General features: G+C 71.0%; 21 protein-coding genes and 1 riboswitch. Of the genes, 1 reads left to right on the top strand and 20 read right to left on the bottom strand.

Features of this window, described 5'->3' with window-relative positions; all coding sequences use genetic code 11:
- Nucleotides 1-66: 66 nt before the first annotated feature.
- From ACFCXS_RS38355 to ACFCXS_RS38340, 4 genes are all read right to left on the bottom strand, one after another.
- Complete coding sequence (locus ACFCXS_RS38355; protein WP_376647971.1) at nt 67-852, bottom strand: SGNH/GDSL hydrolase family protein; 786 nt, start codon at nt 850-852, stop codon at nt 67-69.
- 145 nt (nt 853-997) lie between these two features.
- The gene (locus tag ACFCXS_RS38350; protein ID WP_376647968.1) at nt 998-1,714 is read right to left on the bottom strand and encodes a DUF6250 domain-containing protein; all 717 of its coding nucleotides are present in this window, start codon (nt 1,712-1,714) and stop codon (nt 998-1,000) included.
- Between the two features lie 195 nt (nt 1,715-1,909).
- Nucleotides 1,910-2,812 (bottom strand): peptidoglycan DD-metalloendopeptidase family protein, encoded by a 903-nt coding sequence (locus ACFCXS_RS38345; protein ID WP_376647967.1) that lies wholly within the window; start codon nt 2,810-2,812, stop codon nt 1,910-1,912.
- 4 nt (nt 2,813-2,816) lie between these two features.
- Nucleotides 2,817-2,973, bottom strand: a riboswitch (cyclic di-AMP (ydaO/yuaA leader).
- 314 nt (nt 2,974-3,287) lie between these two features.
- Entirely contained in the window at nt 3,288-5,363 is a 2,076-nt protein-coding gene (locus tag ACFCXS_RS38340; RefSeq protein ID WP_376647966.1) for an alpha-galactosidase, read from the bottom strand.
- 179 nt (nt 5,364-5,542) lie between these two features.
- Between ACFCXS_RS38340 and ACFCXS_RS38335 the strand changes: the two genes are divergently transcribed.
- Complete coding sequence (locus ACFCXS_RS38335; protein ID WP_376647965.1) at nt 5,543-6,340, top strand: tyrosine-protein phosphatase; 798 nt, start codon at nt 5,543-5,545, stop codon at nt 6,338-6,340.
- 16 nt (nt 6,341-6,356) lie between these two features.
- Here ACFCXS_RS38335 and ACFCXS_RS38330 read toward each other — a convergent pair whose 3' ends face one another.
- The 16 genes from ACFCXS_RS38330 to ACFCXS_RS38255 all read right to left on the bottom strand — a co-directional run bounded on the left by ACFCXS_RS38330 (nt 6,357) and on the right by ACFCXS_RS38255 (nt 23,206).
- Nucleotides 6,357-6,476 carry a DUF6126 family protein gene (locus ACFCXS_RS38330; protein WP_344465409.1) on the bottom strand — a complete coding sequence of 40 codons (120 nt, stop codon included), beginning with the start codon at nt 6,474-6,476 and terminating at the stop codon, nt 6,357-6,359.
- The gene (locus ACFCXS_RS38325; protein WP_376647964.1) at nt 6,473-7,138 is read right to left on the bottom strand and encodes a helix-turn-helix domain-containing protein; all 666 of its coding nucleotides are present in this window, start codon (nt 7,136-7,138) and stop codon (nt 6,473-6,475) included. The genes ACFCXS_RS38330 and ACFCXS_RS38325 overlap by 4 nt, the downstream gene beginning before the upstream one ends.
- Nucleotides 7,139-7,201: 63 nt before the next feature.
- Nucleotides 7,202-8,617: an aspartate aminotransferase family protein gene (locus ACFCXS_RS38320; RefSeq protein WP_376647963.1), complete on the bottom strand. Its 1,416-nt coding sequence runs from the start codon at nt 8,615-8,617 to the stop codon at nt 7,202-7,204.
- Nucleotides 8,614-10,509 carry a 1-deoxy-D-xylulose-5-phosphate synthase gene (dxs, locus tag ACFCXS_RS38315; RefSeq protein ID WP_376647962.1) on the bottom strand — a complete coding sequence of 632 codons (1,896 nt, stop codon included), beginning with the start codon at nt 10,507-10,509 and terminating at the stop codon, nt 8,614-8,616. The genes ACFCXS_RS38320 and dxs overlap by 4 nt, the downstream gene beginning before the upstream one ends.
- 28 nt (nt 10,510-10,537) lie before the next feature.
- The gene (gene ispG / locus ACFCXS_RS38310) at nt 10,538-11,695 is read right to left on the bottom strand and encodes a flavodoxin-dependent (E)-4-hydroxy-3-methylbut-2-enyl-diphosphate synthase (RefSeq protein WP_376647961.1); all 1,158 of its coding nucleotides are present in this window, start codon (nt 11,693-11,695) and stop codon (nt 10,538-10,540) included.
- A 4-nt stretch (nt 11,696-11,699) separates the two neighbouring features.
- A complete protein-coding gene (gene hpnH, locus ACFCXS_RS38305) occupies nt 11,700-12,722 on the bottom strand; it encodes an adenosyl-hopene transferase HpnH (RefSeq protein WP_184907499.1) in 1,023 nt (340 codons plus the stop codon).
- Nucleotides 12,723-12,727: 5 nt separating this feature from the next.
- Nucleotides 12,728-13,369: a 1-hydroxy-2-methyl-2-butenyl 4-diphosphate reductase gene (locus ACFCXS_RS38300; protein ID WP_376647960.1), complete on the bottom strand. Its 642-nt coding sequence runs from the start codon at nt 13,367-13,369 to the stop codon at nt 12,728-12,730.
- Nucleotides 13,369-15,510: a squalene--hopene cyclase gene (shc, locus tag ACFCXS_RS38295; protein WP_376647959.1), complete on the bottom strand. Its 2,142-nt coding sequence runs from the start codon at nt 15,508-15,510 to the stop codon at nt 13,369-13,371. The genes ACFCXS_RS38300 and shc overlap by 1 nt, the downstream gene beginning before the upstream one ends.
- Before the next feature lie 122 nt (nt 15,511-15,632).
- Nucleotides 15,633-16,766: a polyprenyl synthetase family protein gene (locus tag ACFCXS_RS38290; RefSeq protein ID WP_376647970.1), complete on the bottom strand. Its 1,134-nt coding sequence runs from the start codon at nt 16,764-16,766 to the stop codon at nt 15,633-15,635.
- Nucleotides 16,766-18,178 carry a hydroxysqualene dehydroxylase HpnE gene (gene hpnE, locus ACFCXS_RS38285; protein ID WP_376647958.1) on the bottom strand — a complete coding sequence of 471 codons (1,413 nt, stop codon included), beginning with the start codon at nt 18,176-18,178 and terminating at the stop codon, nt 16,766-16,768. The genes ACFCXS_RS38290 and hpnE overlap by 1 nt, the downstream gene beginning before the upstream one ends.
- Nucleotides 18,175-18,309 (bottom strand): DUF6380 family protein, encoded by a 135-nt coding sequence (locus ACFCXS_RS38280; protein WP_376647957.1) that lies wholly within the window; start codon nt 18,307-18,309, stop codon nt 18,175-18,177. Before ACFCXS_RS38280 ends, hpnE begins: the two co-directional genes overlap by 4 nt.
- The gene (gene hpnD, locus ACFCXS_RS38275; protein WP_376647956.1) at nt 18,306-19,256 is read right to left on the bottom strand and encodes a presqualene diphosphate synthase HpnD; all 951 of its coding nucleotides are present in this window, start codon (nt 19,254-19,256) and stop codon (nt 18,306-18,308) included. The genes ACFCXS_RS38280 and hpnD overlap by 4 nt, the downstream gene beginning before the upstream one ends.
- Entirely contained in the window at nt 19,253-20,155 is a 903-nt protein-coding gene (gene hpnC / locus ACFCXS_RS38270; RefSeq protein ID WP_376647955.1) for a squalene synthase HpnC, read from the bottom strand. Before hpnC ends, hpnD begins: the two co-directional genes overlap by 4 nt.
- Before the next feature lie 361 nt (nt 20,156-20,516).
- On the bottom strand, nt 20,517-21,305 hold the full coding sequence (locus tag ACFCXS_RS38265; protein WP_376647954.1) for an ABC transporter ATP-binding protein: 789 nt from the start codon (nt 21,303-21,305) through the stop codon (nt 20,517-20,519).
- A complete protein-coding gene (locus tag ACFCXS_RS38260; RefSeq protein ID WP_376647953.1) occupies nt 21,298-22,227 on the bottom strand; it encodes an ABC transporter permease in 930 nt (309 codons plus the stop codon). Before ACFCXS_RS38260 ends, ACFCXS_RS38265 begins: the two co-directional genes overlap by 8 nt.
- Nucleotides 22,228-22,333: 106 nt before the next feature.
- A complete protein-coding gene (locus ACFCXS_RS38255; RefSeq protein ID WP_376647952.1) occupies nt 22,334-23,206 on the bottom strand; it encodes a glycosyltransferase family 2 protein in 873 nt (290 codons plus the stop codon).

Genomic DNA, 23,206 nt, shown 5'->3' with positions numbered 1-23,206 from the left:
TTGTTAATACGAGACTGGGGCCGTGCGGGGTGGGCCCCCGGCACGGCCCCCACGCACAGGAGCCGCTCACGCCACCGACGCGATCCGCATCCTGATGTCGTCCGGCGACAGCGCCCCCTTGGCCGTCACGTGGTCGCCCGAGGACTCCCCGCGCAGCCGGCGCCCGATCCACGGCACCAGGAACTCACGCGCCCAGGCGACGTTGTCACGCCGCATGTCGAGAGCGCCGCGCGGGGGCAGCGGAGGCCACGCCTGCTCGGGGTCGGCCGGCACGTCGAGGCCGAGCACCTGGCCCGCGCGGAGCGCCACGCGTGTGTGCCCCTCCGGAGACAGGTGCAACCGGTCGGCGTCCCAGGCCCTGCGGTCCTGCACGCTGCGCAGGGACCACAGGTCGAGCACCGGGCAGCCGTACCGGTCGGCGATGGCCCGGACGTGCCCGTTGTACGTGGCGATCTTGCCGCGCAGGTGCTTGAGCACGGGCACGCCACGGGTGTCGAAGCCGGTCGTCACCATGACCGTGCCGGACACGGCGGTGAGTTGGGCCAGAGCCCGCTCGAAGCGCTCGGCCACCTCGTCCGGGTCGGTGCCGGGCCGGATGATGTCGTTGCCCCCGGCGCAGAACGAGACGAGGTCCGGGGCCATGCCGACGGCCCGCGGAACCTGGTCCGCCACGATCTGGTCGAGGAGCTTTCCGCGTACGGCGAGATTGGTGTACTGGAAGTCGCCCTCGGGCCTGCGGTCGGCGAGCAGGACGGCGAACCGGTCGGCCCAGCCGACGAACGCCCCGTCGGGGCCGGGGTCGCCGACGCCCTCGGTGAAGCTGTCCCCCACCGCCACGTACGACCCGATCACTGCTTTGCTGTCACTCTTCGAATCGTCTGCCACAGCAGCCCATGATTCACCTTCGAATGTGACCTACGCGACCGTAGGAAAGGGTTGACGGGCGGTGAGATAAGCCACTCCTAAAGTGTTCGCCAACTCCGGAATACCCCGCTTGTCAGGGATGTTTCGGGGTGAGCCGCCAGACCCGGAACCCGTTGATCCGGAAATGGCTCCAGACGGTCCGGAAGGCGAAATGGCCGCCGGTGTAGGGGTGCGGATCGGTGAGGTCGAAGACGAGTCGTCCGTTGTTCCACCATCGGACCGTGGAACCGTCGGACACGATCCGCACCCGGTTGGGCTCGTTCGGCACCAGCAGCGGCTCGGTGTAGTCGAAGACGAGGGGGCGGACGCCCGGTTCGCCGACGTAGCGGCGCAGCCGGGTCGTGGTGTTGTAGTTGGCCCCGTAGCCCGCGTAGTACGTCGTGAGGTGGTCGTACTCGTCGAGGGCTCCGCCGCGCGGTGTCGCGAAGAGGTCGCCCGGGGAGCGGACGTCGGTCGCGTTCCAGAAGTTGTTGAGGTCCGAGACCCGGTCGTTGACGCCGCCCTCGAAGACGGGGGTCGCGGTGTATTCGAGCAGGTACGGCCCGTCCAGCCGCCGCCTGAACCACACGGTCGCGCCACTCGGTACGTCGATCTCCAGCGTGCCGCGTAAGGCGGTGACGGTGCCGCCGTCCTGCAGTTCGGCCGCCCACTGCCCGAGGCCGTGACAGAAGTCGTCGCGTGCGAGGAGACGGCGGTGCGGGGACGCGGCGTGCGCGGTGGCCGTGGGGGCGAGGGCCCCCAGGGCGGCTCCGGCGGCCAGGGCTCCGAACGCTCTGCGGGTGGTCGGCACGGTGACACAACTCCTCGGAATCCGCCGGGAAGGCTCTGGAAAGCGCTTGCACTCCGGCCGTGATCACTCTGTCCCAACTGCCGCCGCCTGTCGATCCCTTGGGGCGGGCGACGGCGGGCGCACACACCGAAGGCCGGACCCGGGGATCGGGGTCCGGCCTTCGGTGGCGTGTCAGGCAGGTGGTCGTGCGGTGGGTCAGCCGACGGAGACGCCGTGCGAGCGCAGGAAGGCGACCGGGTCCACGTCCGAGCCGTAGTCCGGCGTGGTGCGGATCTCGAAGTGCAGGTGCGGTCCGGTCACGTTGCCGGTCGCACCCGAGAGGCCGACCTGCTGCCCCTCGGTCACGGTCTGGCCGGCCGAGACGGAGAGCTGGGAGAGGTGGGCGTACTGGGCGTAGTAGCCGTCGTCGAGCTTGATGACGACCTGGTTGCCGTACGCGCCGCCCCATCCGGCGGACACGACCGTGCCCGCGCCGACGGCCTTGAGGGAGGTGCCGGTCGGCACGACGAAGTCGACACCGGTGTGGTAGCCGCTGGACCACATGCTGCCCGACATGTGGTACGGGGTGCCGATGGTGGCACCGGTCACCGGGAGGGTGAAGCCGCCGGTGTCGCTCTCGGCGGCGGCCGGCTTCGCGGCGGTCTCCGTCTTCGGGGCCGAATCGGCGGCGGACGGCTTCGGAGCGGAGGCCTTCGGCGCGGACGGGGCCGAGGCCTTCGGGGCGCTCGCCGCCTTCTTGCCGATCGACAGCTTCAGGCCCGGGTGGATCAGCGACGGGTCGGAGCCGACGGCGTCACGGTTGTCCGCGTAGAGCTTCTTCCAGCCACCGCTGACGTGCTGCTCACCGGCGATCTTCGCGAGGTAGTCGCCGGCCTTGACGGTGTACGAGCGGCCGCCGTCTGCCTTTTGGGCGGCCTTTTCCGCGGCGGCCGGAGCCGACTGGACGGCCTTGTCCGGAGCGGACTGCGGGGTGGCGGCGTGGGCGCCGGCGGCCCCCATGAGAGGCAGGGCGAGAGCGGCCCCGCCGGTTCCGGCGACGGCGATGGAGCGGGTGAAACGCTGGGTCTTGGGACGGCGGTGCTTACCCTTCGCGGGCATGGCGAATTCCTCTCCGTCGCCTGCGAGGTGAGCTGTCGGGTGCGGGCTGGAGATGCCCGGCCGTGCCGTGGCGCGGCTGAACCCCAAGCCGTTCCGGGAACCGGAACAGGCGTCTTACCTGTGGGTCCCCCGCTCCTGCCGTGCTTCGGGTCAGTGTGTGCGGGCTCCGGGCGGCGGCAGGATTAGGCGTCCGTCCGGATTGGTGTGGAACGTAAGCGACCACGACGCAATAGGACAAGCTTGCGGTTGCTCGTGACGGCGTTTTTCTTGACGTGTCGCCACATATGCCGTCACCGAGCGTGGATTACCGATCTCCCGCTTGCTTCAATCGCCCTGGAAAATGCGGGGATTACGTGAACATGGCGACAGCATATCGTCACGAATATGACGATGGTCACGCACCCCGACCCCATCTCCTATGCGATCGGGGCACGTTATCCTCAAGCGGCTAAAATTCCCTATTCGGACAGAATGGCTACTTCCGCTTAAGGCGGACGACGGTGGCGTCCAGGTCCCCGCGCAATCCGACCCGCAGTCCGTGATGAAGCAGTACGGCCCCTCGGTGAACTTCTCCCGTTTCAAGGCATTCATACGATTCCGCCGGGTCGAGGCCACGCAGCCGGAGCGTCGGAACGGGCTCGCCGTAGCGCTGGGCCTGCAGCCAGGCGAAGACGACCGTCTCCTCGCCGAGGACGTACTGCACAGCGCTCAGCCCGCCCTCCGGAGGCCGCAGCCGGTACTGGTCGCCGCGCTGCACCACGGGCCGGATCTCCTTGTAGAGCCCCACCCACTCGGCCGCCTCGGCGAGCTCCTCCGGCGTCCACTTCGTGAGGTCGCCGCCGACCCCGAGCACCCCCGCCATGGCACTCACGAACCGGAACCGCAGCGAGCTGGCCCGGTGGTTGAGCATGGCGTTCGGGCTGTCGGTGACCCAGGCGGCCATGACCCGGGCCGGATGGATCTGGCTGAAGCCGTGCTGGATGGCGAGCCGGTCGAGAGGGTCGGTGTTGTCGGAGGTCCACACCTGGTCCGTGCGGCTCAGCACGCCGAGGTCGATCCGCCCGCCGCCGCCCGAGCAGGACTCGAAGGCCACCCCCGGATGGGCGGTCCGCAGCCGGTCCAGCAGGGCGTACAGGCCGTGCACGTGGTCGACCCACAGCCGCTGCGGGTAGGCGTCGTCCGGCCAGCCGGCGTCGGTGAAGCAGCGGTTGAAGTCCCACTTCACGTAGTCGATCGGCGCACTGGAGAGGAGGCCGTCGAGCTGCTCCCAGAGGTACTCCCGGACGTCCTCACGGGCGAGGTTGAGCACCAGCTGATTACGGAATTCCGTCCGCTTTCGTCCTGATTGGTACTGCACCCAGTCCGGGTGCGCGCGGTACAGGTCACTGTCCGGGTTGACCATCTCGGGCTCGACCCAGATCCCGAACTGCATACCGAGGCCGTGCACATGGTCGGCGAGCGGCTTCAGCCCACCCGGGAAGCGGTCGAGGTTCGGGCTCCAGTCACCGAGCCCGGCCCGGTCACTGGTACGCGCCCCGAACCAGCCGTCGTCGACCACGAACAGCTCGACACCCATGGCGGCGGCCCGCGCGGCGAGCTCCCGCTGCTGCTCCTCGGAGATGTCGAACTCGGTGGCCTCCCAGGAGTTGAACAGCACCGGCCGGTCCCGGTCCGCGTCCGGGATCACGTACGCCCGCTGGTAGGCGTGCCAGGCGCGGCTCGCCCCGCCGAACCCGCCGTCACACCAGAGCCCGGCGAAGACGGGGGTCGTGTACGACTCCCCCGCGCCGAGCATCAGCAGGCCCGAGTCGTCGTAGCCGGCGCCGCCGGTGATCTGCACGCGCGCGTCCGGGAGCTGGGCCACGGCGATGCGCCAGGACCCGGACCAGCCCAGGGCGCAGCTGTAGACCTCGCCGCGCTCCTCGGTGGCGTCGGTGTCGAGGGCGACCCAGGGCAGGTGCTGGTGGGAGGTATGGCCGCGACGGCTGCCGATGACCTTCTCGCCGTGGGTGAGCCCGGAGCGGGTCAGCCGGGACTCGGCGCCCCAGCGGCCGTGCAGCTGGGACAGACGCCAGGTGTCGCGGTCGGGCAGGGTCCAGGTGGCGGAGTCGGCACGGAGCAGCTCGACGGCCGGCCCCTGGTTGTCCAGGGTCACCCAGCGCTCGACGACATCCGCCGAGGGGCGCATCCGGTAGTGCAGGGTGATGGCCAGCTCGCCGTCGCGGAACCGCAGCCGCAGCTCGCCGTCCTCGGCGTCGTGCCCCGCGTAGGCCCACTCGGTGCCCCGTCGCTCGGCGGTGCGTACGGACAGGGCGGGGCGGACGAAGCGGGGGCCGCCTTCGACCGGGTACTCCTCGCGTCCGTCGAGCTGCGACTCGAAGGGCCAGAAGTCCGGCAGCGGCCGGACGGCGAGGGCCTCGGCGTCGGCCAGGCCGATCCGGGGGCCCCAGTGCAGGTGCAGCAGCTCGTCCCGGTCGGTGACATGGACGGCATAGCTGCTGGCCGGCCCGGAGAGGACCCAGGTACGACCGTCTTCGGAGATGTCCAGCATCGTGCCCTCACATATTCGAACAAGCCCGACCAGGTGCGACCAGGCGGCAACATCATCAGGGGCCGCGGGGCTTCCCGGCAACGCCTGTGGACAACTCATTGCCCCAGGCAGGCATGTCGTATCGTCGAGTGACGCCCGTCGACGAGCCGCGCCGGCGGCGCCGAAGGGGAGGAGCCCTCGTGACACAGCAGGTCCCGTCGACCGAGCCCGAGCTGGCCGGAGTGCGCAACTTCCGTGACGTGGGCGGACTTCCGACCGTGGACGGGCGGCGGGTGCGCCATGGCGTGCTGTTCCGCAGTGGCCACCTCGCCCACGCGACCGTGGAGGACGCCGCCTTCCTGACGACTCTGGGCCTGCACACCGTCTTCGACTTCCGCAACGCGGCGGACCAGAAGCTCGAGGGGCCGGACGTCGAGCTGCCCGGCGTGCGCAATGTGAACCTGCCGTTGAGCGACCCCGCCGACGGCGCCGAGTTCTGGAAGATGGTGCGCGACGGCGACCTGGACCAGCTGCGCGAGATCCTTTCGGACGGCAAGGGCGCGGGCCGCATGATCGCCTCGTACCGCACGATCATCAAGCACCGCACCGAGGAGCACTCCCGGGTGCTGCACGCGCTCGCCGAGGACAGTGTCCCCGCCCTGATGCACTGCGCTGCGGGCAAGGACCGCGCGGGGCTGTCCGTGGCGGTGACGCTGCTCGCGGTGGGCGTCGAGCGCGAGGCGATCGTCGAGGACTACCTCAAGTCGAACGCCAAGCACCGCCGCTACAAGGTGCACCGCTCCAGCTCCGCCGCCTCGGCCTACTCCCCCGAGGTCATGGAGCTGCTCAGCCCCCTCTTCGACGCGCGCGCCGAGTACCTGACGGCGGCCTTCGACACGATCGAGGAGACATGGGGCGGCGTCGACACCTACCTGGAGAAGGGGCTCGGCCTGTCCGCGGAGACCCGGGAGCGGCTGCGCGAGCGGTTCCTCGACTGAGGTCCGCGAGCGGGGGCTACTTCGCCCCGACCTCGAACAGCAGGTACACGAAAGCGGCGAAGACGTGGCCGGCGATGAGGTAGACGAACAACCTCACCCACAGGGCCCGGGGGAACTTCTCCTCCATGTTGCTCATGACACGTCTCCGGGGGTGGGGCCCAGGCACAGGGCGGCCGTGGGGCTCTGCAGCAGGGTGTGGACGAAGAGCAGGTCGACGCCCTCGTGGTCCTCGGCGGCGATCCGGTGCGGGGTGAGCGAGTCGAAGTGGGCGCTGTCACCGGGCGCGAGCCGGTGCGTGGTGTCCCCGAGCCGCAGCCGCAGCCGGCCGCGCAGCACGTGGAGCCACTCCTCCCCGGGGTGGACGCGCACGATGTCGCCCTGGGAGCCGTGCGGGACATGGACCCGCAGGGCCTGCATCCCACGGCCGGGGGCACCGGCCTGCCAGTAGGTCCAGCCGCCCGCCGCTGTGGGTTCCATGTCGGCCGCGCGGATGACGGCGTCCCGGTCGGCGACCGTCTCGCCGAGCAGCTCGGAGACGGTCGTACCGTAGATGCGGGCCAGTGCGAGCAGCATCGGCAGCGAAGGCTGGCGCTGCCCGGTCTCCAGCCGGGAGAGGTGGGCGGGCGACAGCCCGGCGGCGCGGGCCGCGGCCTCCAGGGTCAGGGAGGCCTGGCGCCGCAGGGCCCGAAGCTGGGGCGCCACCACGGGCGGCAGCCCACCGGCCGCCGGATCGGCCGACGAGTCGGCCCCGGGGGGCCGCTCGGCCTCGGGAGGCCGCTCGGCCTCGGAGGAGTTCATGCCTCCATTCAGCCGGAGCTTTGCCTCGGCGGCAAATTTCTTGCCTCACAGGCAAAACCCGGTTCAGCGGCTGGCCACGGCCTGCTTCACGAGCGTCTTGCCGAAGTCCCACACCAGCCCGCCGTTGTGCGCGTCGTCCATCACGGCCGTGAAGGCGTCGACGAACCGGTCCACCTCGCGCTCGCCGATGATCAGCGGCGGAATCAGCTTGATCACCTCCATGTGGTCGCCGGAGACCTGAGTGAGGATCCGGTGCTTCTGCAGCAGCGGCACGACGACCATCTGCGCGAACAGCCCCTTGCGCGCCGCCTGGAGCATGGTCCAGCGGCTGCGCAGCTTCAGCGACTGCGGCCGGCCGAACTCGATGCCGATCATCAGCCCCCGGCCGCGCACCTCGGCGAGCATCTCGTACCGGTCCGTCAGCGCCGCGAGCCGGGACCTGAGCCGCTCACCGGTGGCCCGGACGTTCGCGACGATCTGCTCGTTCTCCATGACCGACAGCACCGCGAGGCCGGCCGCCATGGCCTGGGCGTTGGACCCGAAGCTCGCCGAGTGGACCAGCACGCGGTCCATCGACGAGTAGACCTTCTTGAAGATCCAGTCCTTGCCGATCGTGGCGCCGACGGGCACATAGCCACCGGAGAGTGCCTTGGCCACGCAGACCAGGTCGGGCTCCACGCCGTCCTCGTGCTGGTAGGCGTAGAAGTCGCCGGTGCGGCCGAGGCCGGTCTGCACCTCGTCGGCGATGAGCAGCGCCTTGTGCCGGTGCAGCAGCTCCTGGGCGGCCCGCAGCCAGCCGGGCGGGCCGGTGAGGACCCCCTTGCCCTGGATCGGCTCGACGATCAGCGCGGCGACGTCTCCCTTCTTCAGCTCTTTCTCCAGCGCGTCGAGGTCGCCGAGCGGGACGGCCGTGTCGGGCAGCAGCGGGGCGAAGCCGTCGCGGAAGCCGGACTCGCCGTTCACGGAGAGGGAGCCGGTGGTCAGGCCGTGGAAGGCGTGCTCGCAGTAGAGGATCCTGGGCCTGCCGGTGACGAACCGGGCGAACTTCAGGGCGCCCTCGACGGCCTCGGTGCCGCTGTTGCCGAAGAACACCCGGTCCAGGTGCGGGCTGTGCGCGAGCAGCTGCTCGGCCAGCAGGCCCGGCAGCGGCTGGCAGTCGAACCGGGTGAGATCGGCGAGAGAGGCGTCCAGGACGTCGTGCAGCGCCTTGCGGATCACGGGGTGGTGGCGGCCGAGGCCCATCACTCCGAACCCGGCGAGCATGTCCAGGTGGTCGTTGCCGTCCGCGTCGTAGAAGTAGGCGCCCTCGGCGCGCTCGTAGACCTTGTCGAAGCCGATGGTGTGCAGCATGCGCGGGAGCTGGTGGTTGAGGTACCGGGTATGCAGCTCGTAGCGCTCGGCCCCGCGCTCGGCCAGCAGCTTGCCGAGGTCGAACTCCCCGGCCTGCGACGACTCCGACGCGGATTCGGCGGTGGTCATTCCTGTGGCTCCTTGGACTGCTCTTCCTTGACGGCCAGGCTCGCGCCGATCCGTCCGGCGACCTCGACGGGTGTCAGGCCGATGTCGGCGAGCACCTCACCGCGCTTGGCGTGTGCGAGGAACTGCTCGGGGATGCCGAACCGCCGAACCGGCACGTCGACGTCTGCGTCGCCCAGGGCCAGGGCCACGGCCGAACCGACCCCGGCCGCGCGGCTGTTGTCCTCGACGACGGCGACCAGCCGGTGCTCGGCGGCGAGGCCCGGGAGCTCCGGGTCGACGGGCTTGACCCAGCGGGGGTCGACGACGGTGCAGCCGATGCCGCGCGCTTCGAGCAGCTCGGCGGCCTGGAGGCAGACCGGCGCCATCACACCGACGGCCACCAGGAGGACCTGTGGCTCGGAGGATCGGTGCAGCACGTCCAGTCCGCCCACCCGGTCCACCGCCGGGACCGACGGGCCGACGGACTCCTTCGGGAAGCGCACGAGGGTCGGCGCGTCGTCCACGGCGACGGCCTCGCGCAGCTGGGCGCGCAGCTGGTCGGCGTCGCGCGGCGCGGCGATGCGCAGTCCGGGCACGACCTGGAGGACGGACATGTCCCACATGCCGTTGTGGGAGGCCCCGTCGACGCCGGTGACCCCGGCCCGGTCGAGCACGAAGGTCACCCCGCAGCGGTGCAGGGCCACGTCCATCAGGAGCTGGTCGAAGGCGCGGTTGAGGAAGGTGGCGTAGACGGCGACGACCGGGTGCAGTCCGCCCGTCGCCAGGCCCGCCGCGGACACGGCCGCGTGCTGCTCGGCGATGCCGACGTCCCACACCCGGTCCGGGAACCGCTCGGCGAAGGCGCCCAGACCTACCGGGTGCAGCATGGCGGCGGTGATCGCCACCACGTCCTCGCGCTCCTCGCCGATCCGGACGATCTCCTCGCCGAACACCGAGGTCCAGGAGGGGCCGCCCGACGGCGAGAGCGGTGCGCAGGTCAGCGGGTCCATCACGCCGACGGTGTGGAAGTGGTCCTCCTCGTGGGCGAGGGCGGGCTCGTAGCCGCGGCCCTTCTCCGTCAGGCAATGCACCAGCACCGGCCCGTGGAAGCGCTTGGCGCGCCGCAGCGCGGACTCCACGGCCCCGGTGTCGTGCCCGTCGATCGGCCCCACGTACTTCAGGCCCAGGTCCTCGAACAGGCCCTGCGGGGCGAACGCGTCCTTGAAGCCCTTCTTGGCGCCGTGCAGAGCCTCGTACAGGGTGTTGCCGACCAGGGGCGTGGCCTGGAGGACGTCCTTGCCCCAGGCGAGGACCCGCTCGTAACCGTCAGTGGTGCGCAAGGTCGCGAGGTGGTTGGCGAGGCCGCCGATGGTGGGAGCGTAGGAGCGTTCGTTGTCGTTGACGACGATGATCAGCGGACGGTCCTTGGCGGCCGCGATGTTGTTCAGGGCCTCCCAGGCCATGCCGCCGGTGAGGGCCCCGTCGCCGATGACCGCGACGACATGACCCTTCTCCCCCTGCACCCGACGGGCCTTGGCGAGCCCGTCCGCCCAGCCGAGGGCGGTGGAGGCGTGGCTGTTCTCGATGACGTCGTGCTCGGACTCCTCGCGCGAGGGGTAGCCGGACAAGCCGCCCTTGCCGCGCAGCTTGGAGAAGTCCTGGCGGCCGGTCAGCAGCTTGTGGACGTAGCTCTGGTGGCCGGTGTCCCACAGGATGCGGTCGGCCGGCGACTCGAAGACCCGGTGCAGGGCGATGGTCAGCTCCACCACGCCCAGGTTGGGTCCCAGGTGGCCACCGGTCCTGGCCACCGCGTGCACCAGGAACTCCCTGATCTCCTCAGCCAGTTCCCCCAGTTCCGCCTCGGACAGCGCCTTCAGGTCGTGCGGTCCCCGGATGCTCTCCAGAATCGTCACGCTCGGGCCCCCTTCGGTTCCGTGCTGCTCAGCTCACGGTGACGGCCGGCTCCCCCGACCCCACGCCGTCCTGCTCCATCTGCTCGGCGATCCTCATCGCCTCTTCGATCAGCGTCTCGACGATCTTCGACTCCGGCACGGTCTTGACGACCTCGCCCTTGACGAAGATCTGGCCCTTGCCGTTGCCGGAGGCGACGCCGAGGTCGGCCTCCCGCGCCTCGCCGGGGCCGTTGACCACACACCCCATGACGGCGACGCGCAGTGGTACCTCCATGCCCTCGAGCCCGGCCGTGACCTCCTCGGCGAGCTTGTAGACGTCGACCTGGGCGCGCCCGCAGGACGGGCACGACACGATCTCCAGCCGGCGCTCCTTGAGCCCGAGGGACTGGAGGATCTGGATGCCGACCTTGACCTCCTCGGCCGGCGGCGCGGACAGCGACACCCGGATCGTGTCGCCGATGCCCCGGGAGAGAAGCGCACCGAAGGCGACCGCCGACTTGATCGTGCCCTGGAAGGCCGGGCCCGCCTCCGTCACGCCCAGGTGCAGCGGGTAGTCGCACTGCTCGGCCAGCTGCCGGTACGCCTCGATCATCACGACCGGGTCGTTGTGCTTGACGGAGATCTTGATGTCCCGGAAACCGTGCTCCTCGAACAGGGACGCCTCCCACAGCGCGCTCTCCACGAGCGCCTCCGGGGTGGCCCTGCCGTACTTCTGGAGCAGGCGCCGGTCCAGCGACCCGGCGTTGACGCCGATCCGGATCGGGGTGCCGTGGTCCTTCGCCGCCTGGGCGATCTCCTTGACCCGGTCGTCGAACTGCTTGATGTTGCCGGGGTTGACGCGGACGGCGGCGCAGCCCGCCTCGATCGCCGCGAACACGTACTTCGGCTGGAAGTGGATGTCCGCGATCACCGGGATCTGCGACTTGCGCGCGATGGTCGCCAGCGCGTCGGCGTCGTCCTGGGTCGGGCAGGCGACGCGGACGACCTGGCAGCCGGAAGCGGTCAGTTCGGCGATCTGCTGCAGCGTCGCGCCGACGTCCGACGTCCGGGTCGTCGTCATCGACTGCACCGACACCGGGGCCCCGCCCCCCACCGCCACCGGACCGACCTGGATGCGGCGCGAGACGCGGCGCTCGGCGATCGGCCGGGCCGGCACCTCGGGGACGCCCAGCGAGACAGCGGTCATGACCTCACTCCCGGTTCCCGGAGACCGTCTCGCGCATGGCGCGCAGGGACTCCTTGAGCGATCCCATGGTGGCGAGGACGGCGGTGGGCTCGTAGCCGCAGTGCGCCATGCAGTTGGCGCAGCGCGGGTCCTTGCCGCGGCCGTACTTGTCCCAGTCGGTGTCCTCGACCAGCTCCCGGTACGTCGGGACATACCCGTCGCTCATCAGGTAGCAGGGGCGCTGCCAGCCGAAGAGCGAGTAGTTCGGGATCGCCCACGCCGTGCACGGGAAGTCGACCTTGCCCTCCAGGAAGTCCAGGAAGAGCGGTGAGTGGTTGAGCCGCCAGCGCCGCCGGTTGCCGCCGGAGAAGGCTTTCTTGAACAGCTCGCGGGTCTGCTCGACGCCGAGGAAGTGCTCCTGGTCGGGGGCCTTCTCGTAGGCATAGGCGGGCGAGATCATCATCTCGTCGACCTGGAGGTCGTCGTTGAGGAAGTTCAGCACCTCGATGATGGTCTGCGGGGTGTCGGTGTTGAAGAAGGTCGAGTTGGTGGTGACCCGGAAGCCGCGCCGCTTGGCCTCCTTGATCGCCTCCACGGCCTCGTCGAACACGCCCTCCTTGGCGACCGACTCGTCGTGCCGCTCGCGCAGACCGTCGATGTGCACGGCGAAGGCGAAGTAGGGCGAGGGCGTGAACTTGTCCATCTTCTTGCGCAGCAGCATGGCGTTGGTGCAGAGGAAGACGTACTTCCGCTTTGCCACCAGCTGACGCACGATCTCGTCGATCTGCGGGTGCATCAGCGGCTCGCCGCCGGCGATGGACACCATCGGGGCGCCGGACTCCACGACCGCCCCGACGGCCTGGGCGACCGGCATACGCTGCTTGAGCACCCCGGCCGGATGCTGGATCTTGCCGCAGCCCTCGCATTTGAGATTGCAGGCGAACAGTGGCTCCAGCTCGACGATCAGCGGGAACTTGTCCCGCCGGCGGATCTTCTGTTCAGCCAAATATGTAGCGACCTTGATGGACTGTCGGAGCGGCATGGCCATCTGGCTCACCTCCTGGGGAGCAGCAAGGAACGGTGCCATTCGAAGAAAGCGGGAAGGACGGAACGAAGAACACGGAAAGCTGATATTCCACCGCGCACCGTGCCGATCCGGACGAGTTCATGTTCAGGAGCGTCCACGACCACCCGGACGGCCGCAACCGGGCGCTCGCCCACGCGCACGGCGCTCAGGAGCGTGACGGCGGACTCCATGTCGACCGCGATCGCGCCGGTCGCGCGCAGCGCGCCCCGTTCGGGCCCCCGCACGACGTGGTCGGAGCCGGTCAGCGGCCCGGTGTGCACGGTCCGGCCGGGCAGCGCGCGGGCCAGTTCCTTCACGAGCAGCTCGGTCCCGACGCAGGGCGTCGTACCGCGCGGGTCGCGGGTCTCCTCGGCGACGACCAGATCGCCGGGATGCATGCCCGGCGCCAGGCCCGCGCAGAAGCCGGTGGCCAGGACGGCGGCGTCGCGCAGGGCCGGGTCGGCCAGCACACGGGTGACGGCCCGCTCGGCGGCGGCCGGGCCCATGCCCGTCCGGAGCACCGTGACCGGCCCGCCGGCCCCGCCCCGGCCGCCCGCGCGCAGGGCGAACTGCTCGATGCCGAGCGCACAGGCGATCAGCAGCGGGGCCGGGGCGGGGGTTGCGCTCATCAGCTCCCCTCGGCCTCTGCGAGCGGCGCGTCCGACCCACTCGTGCCTCCGGCCCCTGCGAGCGACCCGCCGGACCCACTCGTGCGGTGGTCCCCGGCCCCCGCGAGCGGCGCGCCGGATCCGCTTGCGTGGAGTTGCCCGAGCTGACCGCTCCCCCGCAGCCTCTCGGCGAAGGGCTCTCCGTGCAGATAGCGCCCCAGCGCGGTGAGCGGGAACACCTGGCGGTAGAGGTGGTAGTTGATCGAGAAGTCCCACGGGAAGCCCGTCCCCGTGAAGTACGGCTCGTCCCAGGAGCCGTCCTCCCGCTGTGTGGCGGCGAGCCACCCGACCCCGCGTTCGACGGCCTTGGAGTCGCGCTCCCCCGCCGCGAGCAGGGCCATCAGCGCCCACGCCGTCTGTGAGGCGGTCGAGGCGCCCTTGCCGCTCCACTCCCTGACGTCCTTGTAGGAGCGCAGGTCCTCGCCCCACCCGCCGTCGTCGTTCTGGACGGACTCCAGCCAGGTCACGGCCCGCCGGATCGCCGGGTGGGCGGCGGGGAGGCCGGCGGCGGCCAGCGCGGGGACGACGGACCCGGTGCCGTAGACGTAGTTGACGCCCCAGCGCCCGAACCACGAACCGTCCGGCTCCTGCTCGGCGAGCAGCCACTCGATGCCGCGCCGGGTGCGCGGGTCGTGGGCGAGCCCTTCCACCGCGAGCATCTCCACGACGTGCGCGGTGACGTCGGCGGAGGGCGGGTCGATGACCTCGCCGAAGTCGCAGAACGGCAGCCGGTTCGGGAAGGGGCTGGTGTTGTCGACGTCGAACGCGGCCCAGGCACCGTTCTTTGACTGCATGCCGAGCGTCCAGCGCATGCCGCGCACGACGGCCCTCTCCAGCCGCTCCGGGTCGGGGTGGGTGATCCGGCGCAGTGCCAGGATCACCTCGGCGGTGTCGTCGATGTCGGGGTAGTTGTCGTTGTGGAACTCGAACGCCCAGCCGCCGGGCCGCAGTCCGGGCCGCTTCACGGACCAGTCGCCGGGCCGGACGATCTCCTCGCCCAGCATCCAGTCGGCCGCCTTCACCAACTGCGGGTGATCGGCGGGCAGTCCGGCGTCGACCAGGGCGATGGCCGCCAGGCAGGTGTCCCACACCGGTGACTGGCAGGCCTCGATCATCCGGGCCCCGTCCTCGCGCCACACGGCGAACCGGTCCAGGGACGCCAGCCCTTCGCGCATCACGGGGTGTTCGAGGTCGTAGCCGAGCAGGTGCAGGGCGATGATCGAGTACACGGCGGGGGGCTGGATGCCGCCCCAGCAGCCGTCGTTCTCCTGCCGCTCGATGATCCAGCGGGCGGCGCTGTTCATGGCGGCTCTGCGCAGTCTGCGCGGGGCGACCTTCCGCAGGGCGTGCAGGCCCTTGTCCATCCGCTGGAACGCCCCGTCCCAACTGAACGGCGGCGCCAGGGGCTTGGGCGGGTTGGGAAGGTCCGGGTCGGTGTGCAGCTCGTCGAGCGGGAAGGGTGCGGGGCGTACCGGTCGCTTCGCGGAGACGATCGTGAGCGGGACGATGGTCTGCCGCGCCCAGCAGCCGAAGTCGTAGATGTTGAGCGGCACCCACTTGGGGAAGAAGACGAGCTCCGGCGGGAGTTCGGGCAGGTCCTCCCACTTCCACCAGCCGAACAGGGCCAGCCAGATCCGGGTGAAGACCCGGGCGGCGGCGATGCCGCCCTGCGCGCGGATCCAGGCGGAGGCCTTCGCCATGTGCGGGGCCTCGGGGGCGTCACCGGCCAGGCGGAGGGCGACGTACGCCTCGATGGTGGCGGACGGTTCGCCCGGTCCGCCGTGGAAGGTGGCCCAGGTACCGTCCTCGCCCTGCTCGCCGCGGATGAAGAGGGCGGCCGCCTGCGTGGTCCTCTCGTCGCGGATGCCGAGGAACTGACGGAGCAGCAGGTCCTCGGCGTCCATCGTGACGTTGGTCTCGAGGTCGCCCTTCCACCATCCCTCGGCGTCCTGGAGGGAGAGCAGGAAGTCGGTGGCACGCCGGGCGGCGCGTGCGGCGGCTTCCGGTGCCCCGGCCGCCCCGGGGGTGTGCGTGTCGGTGTCGCTGGCCGCGGCGGCGCGGGGTGGCAGGGCCCCGGTGCTTCCGTCGGTCGTCGCTGTCATGGCTTCCCCTTCGTGCAGTGGTGCAAGGTGTGCAGCTGCTGTGGGTCCGCCGTCGGCCGGTGCACCGTGATCACTCACGGCACCGGCCGGCGACTACGCGAGGGCTATTCGGCCGATAGTGATCATCTCTTTCGTACGACGACGAAGTCCGCGAGGGCCGTGAACTGGGCTCGCACCCGGTCGGGCATGTCGACGGCGTCGAGGGCTTCGATGGCGATGGTGTGCTGACGGCGTGCCTCGTCGGCGGTCCACTCGCGGCCGCCGGCCTCCTCGATGAGGGCGGCGCGGGCCGCGAACTCCTCCTCGGAGAAGTTCTCGAAGTCGTGGGCCTTGGCGTCGGCGGCGAGGATCTCGCCGAGCCGCTCGGAGGCGGAGCCGCCGGCGGCGAGGGCGGCCACGACGGGCAGGGACTTCTTGCGCTGGCGCAGGTCGCTCCAGGTCTGCTTGCCGGTGGAGACCGGGTCGCCCCAGATGCCGAGCAGGTCGTCGACGGCCTGGAAGGCGAGGCCCAGGTGGTAGCCGTACTTCTCGAGGGTGTCGGCGGTGAGGTCGTCGGCGCCGCCGAGGACCGCGCCGATGGAGCTGGCGCAGGCGAGCAGGGCGCCGGTCTTGTTGCCCTCCATCTCCAGGCACTCCTCGACACTCACGCGGTCGCGGTGCTCGTAGGAGATGTCCTGGGCCTGGCCGTCGATCAGGGCGCGGGTGGCGGTGGTCAGGCGGCGGGTGGCGCGGCCGGCCTCGACGGTGCCGAGTTCGAGGAGCACCTCGTTGGCGAGGGCGAAGAGGGCGTCGCCGACCAGGATGGCCTGGGCGGGCCCGTGCACCTTCCATACCGTGTCGCGGTGACGGCGCTGCTCGTCGCCGTCCATGAGGTCGTCGTGGAGGAGGGAGAAGTTGTGGACGAGCTCCACGGCGACGGCGCCGGGGATGCCGGTCTCGGGGGCGGCCGACATGACCTCGGCGGACAGCACCGCGAGGGCGGGGCGCACGGCCTTGCCGCCGTCCCCCTCCGCGGGCCTGCCCTGGGCGTCGATCCATCCGAAGTGGTAGGCGGCAACAGTGTCCATGGGAGGCGCCAGGCGGTCGACGGCCGCCCGCAGTACCGGAGTGGCCAGGGTCCGGCCGCGCTCCAGGAGCGCGGTCACGTCCACCGCCTCGGCAGTCTTCGAGGCCGGGGGCACAGTGGGCACAGTCTCTCCTCTTGTTGCGGTACCGGGGGTGCGGGGGCCGCCTGCCGCGCCGGTCCGGGCCGGCATCATGCCGCCTCCTCGAAGTCGAAGAGGTGGCGGGGGCGGGGCCGGCCCAGGGCGCCCAGCACGGCGTCCGCCGCGCTCACACCACTGCGGACCGCACTCTCCATGGTCGCGGGCCACCCGGTGGCGGTCCACGCTCCGGCCAGATAGAGGCCGGATGCCTTGGTGCGGGCGCCGGGCCTGAGGTGCCCGACGCCCGGGGTGGGAGCGAACGTCGCGGTGCGCTCCCGGGTGACGAAGAAGTCCTTCACGTCGGCGCCGCGGGTCAGCGGCAGCAGTCGCTCCAGCTCGGGCAGGTACCGCTCGCGCAGCACGGCCACGGGCTCGTCGATCTCGTCCTGGGCGACGGACTGCGACAGGGCGAGGTACTGGCCCTCGCGCAGCCCGGACGCGTCGGTCCGGTCGAAGACCCACTGCACGGGGCTGCCCAGGGCGGCGAAGAACGGCCGGCCGAGGACCTTGCGGTCGTAGACCACGTGGACGTTGAGGATCGGCGCGGTGCCGATCTCCAGGAGTCGTTCGGGCGCGTCGAGGGCACCCGCGGGCAGCAGGTCGTGCGCCTCGCGCTGCGGTACGGCGAGGATCACGGCGTCTGCCTGGAGCGTCTCGCCCGGGACCTCGACGCTCCACTGCCCGTTCCCGTGGGCGCAGACGGAGGTGACGCGGGTGCGGACCTCGGTTCGGACGCCCGCGGAGTCGAGCGCCTTGCGGGCCAGCCGGTCGTGCAGGTCGCCCAGCGGGACCCGCGCCCAGCCGATGTCGGCAGCGCCCGGGTCGGACAGCAGACCGGTCTTGAACACCATCGCGGCCAGCGCCAGCGAGGCGTCGGAAGCGACCGCGTTGAGGGTGGCGACCCCCACCAGGTCCCACAGGGCCTCCACGGCGCGCGCCGACTGGCCGTGCGCGGCGAGCCAGCTGCCGAAGTCCTGTGTGTCCAGGGCCGGGTCGGTGAGGTCGAGGCCCTTGAGCGCGAGCGCGGCCCGGCCCACCCTGGCGCGGTCGGCGAGCGAGAGGTGCGGGTAGGCGGCGAGGCTGCGCCCCAGGTGCAGGGGCACGGGCAGGGCGTCCCGCCGCAGCCGGCCGAGCCGCCGCCCCTCGGGCCGGGCGAGGTCCAGGACGGGTACGTCGAGCCGGTCCTGCAGCGGGGCCAGCGCCGTGCCCTCGACGCGGTCGAGGAACCAGCGGTAGGCGGTGCAGCAACGCAGGTAGACGTGCTGGCCGTTGTCGACGGTGAGTTCGCCGCGGCGGAAAGAGAAGGCGAGCCCGCCGAGCCGCGGCCTGCCCTCCAGCAGTGTGACGCGCACCCCGGCGTCGGCGAGCGCGAGCGCCGTGGTGACACCGGCGAGCCCGCCGCCCACCACGACGGCGTGCCGCCCTTGTGCGGCCGGTTCCCCGGACCGTGTGCCGTGGGTCATCGCGCCCCCTCCCCCGCGGCCCGGGCGTGCTGCTCGAACGGTGCACATCCGGCCGTCTCCGTCAGGGACGCGGCCCCGGGCCGGAGGGTTGCCCGCCGCTTCTCGCCGAAGGCGGCGTCCGTGTCCGTCACGCGCGCCTCCTGACGGTCCGCCGGGTCACGTGCCGGGCGTCGAGTCCTGACAGGCCGCGCACGGCGACGTACGCCTTTTCCCGGCCGGGCAGGGAGACCCGGCCGCGGAGCACGGCCTGTGGGTCGCGCTCGATGCGGTCGAGGAGGCGGCGGTAGATGCCGGCCATGGCGGCGACGCAGGCGCCGCTGCGCCGGTCGAGCATGGGGAGCAGCCGGTACCCCTCGGCGAACAGAGCGCGGGCCCGTCGCACCTCGAAGTGCACGAGACCCGCGAAGTCGGAGCCCTCCGGTGGCCGCGGCCCGCTGAAGCCGGCAGAACAGCCGAACTTGGCGAGATCGTCGGCGGGCAGATAGGTCCGCCCGCCCACGGCGTCCTCGCGGACGTCTCTGAGGATGTTGGTGAGCTGGAGCGCGAGCCCGAGCGTGTCGGCATACTCCGGCGCGCGGTCCACTCCGCGCGCCCCGGGTTCGGTGCCGAAGACACCGAGCGAGAGACGCCCGATCGCACCGGCGACGCAGCGGCAGTAGACCTTCAGGTCGTCCCAGGTCTCGTACGTCTCGCCGCGGACGTCCATCAGGACGCCGTCGATGAGCTCGTCCAGGCCGCCGAGCGGAATCGGGAAGGCGCCGGCGGCGTGTGCGAGGGCGACCGCGACCGGGTCGGTGTCGTCCTCGTCGACCCGGTCCTCGCGGATCCGGGCGAGCAGTGCCCGGGTCTCCTCCAGCCTGGCCACCTTGACATCGCCGGCGAGCGCGCCGTCGCCGATGTCGTCGACCCGCCGCGAGAACGCGTACAGCGCCGACATGGCCCGGCGCTGAGGCGTCGGCAGCAGCCTGATGCCGTAGGCGAAGTTACGGGCCTGCCGCCCGGTGACGGCCTCGCAGTAGCTGTAGGCGGCGAGTACCGGTGGGGACGCGTGTGGTTCAGACTCCACGGTCCGGATCACCCCTCTCCTCGCAGAGTCACGCCCACCTCACGCAGCAACCGGAGCTTGCCGGGCTTGGGCGGGCCGGGAAGTACGTCGTATTCGGCGGCGGCGATCGCGTCGAGGGCCGCCCTTCCCCCCGCCACGAACCCTGCGAGCAGCAGCTTCAGCCTGCCGTGGACGCTACCCACCAAGGGGGCGCCTTCATTCAGGAGGTCCCGGGCCCTTTGCGCTTCGTACGCAATCAGCGCACGGACCGACGCAGCGGCGGATTTCGTGGCGAGATCCGTTTCCTGGACGTGGAAGCGTTTCATGTCGGCCGCGGGCAGGTAGACCCGGTCGCGGGCGAGGTCCTCGGCGACGTCCTGGAGATGCTCGACGATCTGGAGGGCCGTGCAGATCATGTCGGAGCGGCGGATGCGCTCGGGCGTCGAGGTGCCGGTGACGTCGAGGACGAGACGGCCGACGGGGTTGGCGGACAGCTCGCAGTAGGCGACCAGGTCGTCGTAGGTCTCGTAGCGGCCGACCAGCTGGTCCTGGCGGTTGGCGGCGATCAGGCCGAGGAACGGGCCGGGGGCCAGGGAGCGGCGGCGCACGGTCGGCTGGAGGCGGCGCAGCAGGGGATGGCGCGGGGTCGCGTCGAAGACGCGGCGCAGGTCGGCCTCGAAGGCGTCGAGCAGCACCAGGCGGTCCTCGGCCTCGCTCGGGGACACACCCAGCAGGCGGGCGTCGGCGCCGCCGGGGGCGAGGTCGCCGTCGCCGATGTCGTCGACCAGACGGGCGAAGCCGTAGACGGCCATGAGGTCGGTGCGCCAGGCCCGGGGCAGGAAGAAGGGGGCCACCGGGAAGTTCTCTCCGGCGGCCTTGTCGAGCGTGCCGCGCTCCGCATCGAGGGGGCGCGCCGTGCCGGTTCCCGTCATCGCCGGCTGCCCGGCGCGGGGACGGCACGTGCTGCGTGGAGCTGGGGAGTTTCCGTAGCCATCGCCGTCACATCTCCCGTTCTACACTGCCGACCCAATACACACTATTTCGGACACGCCGCCCCGCCGTCCGCACGGTGGTCCGACGGGCGGTGTCGCGCATTATCGCCCTGATTGCCGTGTTTCGGGACCGGTACAGCTTACGTTGTACAACGCGACACGGTTCGTCAGGGTGTCCCGAGCATCACGAGAACACACCGATTGGCCCCAAGATTCCTGAGATGGGCCGGAGTTGACGCTTCCTTTGCAGACGCGGGGCCCCGCCGGAACAGTTCCGTCGGGGCCCTGTCCGAAAGTGGGGCTACTTGCCCGTGAACTTCTCGTACTCCTTGAGCACCTCGTCCGTGGGGCCGTCCATGCGCAGCTCGCCGCGTTCCAGCCACAGGACACGGTTGCAGGTGTCGCGGATGGACTTGTTGTTGTGGCTGACCAGAAACACCGTGCCGGCTTCCTTGCGCAGCTCCCGGATGCGGTCCTCGGAGCGCTTCTGGAACTTGCGGTCGCCGGTCGCCAGGGCCTCGTCGATCATGAGGACGTCGTGGTCCTTGGCCGCCGCGATGGAGAAGCGCAGCCGGGCCGCCATGCCGGAGGAGTAGGTGCGCATGGGCAGGGTGATGAAGTCGCCCTTCTCGTTGATGCCGGAGAAGTCGACGATGTCCTGGTAGCGCTCCTTGATCTGCTCACGGGACATGCCCATGGCGAGGCCGCCCAGGATGACGTTGCGTTCGCCGGTGAGGTCGTTCATCAGGGCCGCGTTGACGCCCAGCAGCGAGGGCTGGCCGTCGGTGTAGACCTTGCCCTGCTCGGCGGGGAGCAGACCGGCGATGGCGCGCAGCAGGGTCGACTTGCCGGAGCCGTTGGAGCCGATCAGGCCGATGGCCTCGCCGCGGTACGCCACGAAGGAGACACCGCGCACGGCGTGCACCTTGCGCACGCCCCGTGCCGTGTCGTCGGAGCCGCGCTTGAGGATACGGCTGAGGGCGGCGGTGGCGCTGCCCTTGCCCGTCTTGGCGCCGTTGACGCGGTAGACGATGTGCAGGTCGTCCGCGACGACGGTGGGGATGCGTGCGTCCTGCTGCTGCTCAGCCACGGCCGTACCTCTCCTCCGCCTTCCAGAAGTACACGAAGCCGCCGAGGGCGAAGAGCGCGGCCCAGCCGCCCGCGACCGCCCACACGTGGTCGGGCAGGTTCTCCGAGCCGTAGCCGTCGATGAGGGCGAAGCGCATCAGGTCCATGTAGATCGCGGCCGGGTTCCACTGGAGGAGGTTCGCGATCCACTCCGGCTTGTCCTTGAGGAAGATCGGAATGGAGAACATCACGCCGGAGGCGTACATCCACGTGCGCATCACGAACGGCATCAGCTGCGCCAGGTCGGGGGTCTTCGCGCCCGCCCGGGCCATGATCAGCGCGAGACCGGTGTTGAAGCAGAACTGCAGGACGAGCACCGGCACGATCAGCGCCCAGGACAGGTCCGGGTAGCTGCCGAAGCCGACCGCGACGGCGAACAGCACGATCATCGAGAACAGCAGCTGCTGGAGCTGCTGGAGCGCGAAGGAGATCGGCAGCGAGGCGCGCGGGAAGTGCAGGGCGCGGACCAGGCCGAGGTTGCCGGAGATCGCGCGCACGCCCGCCATGACCGAGCTCTGCGTGAAGGTGAACACGAACACGCCCGTGACCAGGAACGGGATGTACACCTCCCGGGACATGCCCCGGTCGGCCTCCAGGAGCAGGCCGAAGATGAAGAAGTACACGGCCGCGTTCAGCAACGGGGTGGCCACCTGCCACAGCTGGCCCAGCTTGGCCTGGCTGTACTGGGCGGTCAGCTTCGCCCGGGAGAAGGCGAGGATGAAGTGCCGCCGGTCCCAGAGCTGACGGACGTACTCGATGAGGGACGGACGGGCGCCGCTCACGGTCAGCCCGTGCTTGGCGGCGAGTTCCCCCGCCGTGAGGCCCTCGTCGGGCGCCGCGGGCGGGGTCACCGCGACCGTGGCGTCGTGCGTTGTCTCACTCACTAGTGGAAACTTTCGTCTTCGAGATGCTCGGCCTGTGCCGGTCCGGCACGCGCCGGGGCCAGGGTACGGCCCGGGGGCTCCCGGGTGTCTCCCGGATACGAGCTTGTCAGATGACGGGGGGCCGGCCCAGCCGGGTCAGCCGCCACACCGTACGCCACTTCATGGGCCGGCGGGGACCGCACGAGGTGGTCCAGCCCTCCCGGAATCCGCCGAACCAGGCCCGCAGCGCGCTGCGCGAGGGGCGGCGCAGCAGAGTGAGCAGCAGCCACACGCCGAGGTAGACGGGGACGAGCGGCGCGGGGAGGTTGCGGCGGGCCAGCCAGACGCGGTTGCGGGCGACCATGCGGTGGTAGACCGCGTGCCGCGAGGGGGCGGTCGTCGGGTGGTACAGCACCATGTCGGACCGGTAGTCGATCATCCAGCCCGCGTCCAGGGCCCGCCAGGCCAGGTCGGTCTCCTCGTGGGCGTAGAAGAACTCGTCCGGGAGTCCGCCGACGTCGGCGAAGACGCGGGTGCGCACGGCGTTGGCGCCGCCGAGGAAGGTGGTGACGCGCGAGGAGCGCATCGGGTCGGCGGCGCGCAGCCGGGGGACGTGACGGCGCTGGGTGACGCCGGTCTCCGGGTCGGCTATGCGGAAACTCACGATGCCGAGCTTCGGGTCGGCCTCGAACGCCGTGCGGCACAGCTCGGCGGTGTCGTGGCTCGCGAGCAGTCCGTCGTCGTCGAGGAAGAGCAGGATGTCGACGTCCCGGCCGGAGGGGCCGAAGGCCTCGATGCCGACGTTGCGGCCGCCGGGGATGCCCAGGTTCTCGGGCAGCTCGATGGTGCGGACGCCTTCGGGGACGTCCGGGACGGGCGAGCCGTTGCCGACGACGACCACCTCGACCCGGTCGCCGTCCTGCTTGGCGACGGAGTCGAGCAGGGCGCGCAGCTCCTCGGGCCGGTTGCCCATGGTGATGATGACGGCGCCGACCTTCAT

The sequence above is a fragment of the Streptomyces sp. NPDC056373 genome (assembly GCF_042262425.1).
GTDB lineage: Bacteria > Actinomycetota > Actinomycetes > Streptomycetales > Streptomycetaceae > Streptomyces.
The sequence above is the reverse complement of the archived record's forward strand: the minus strand, read 5'-3'. Positions and strand labels throughout refer to the sequence as shown.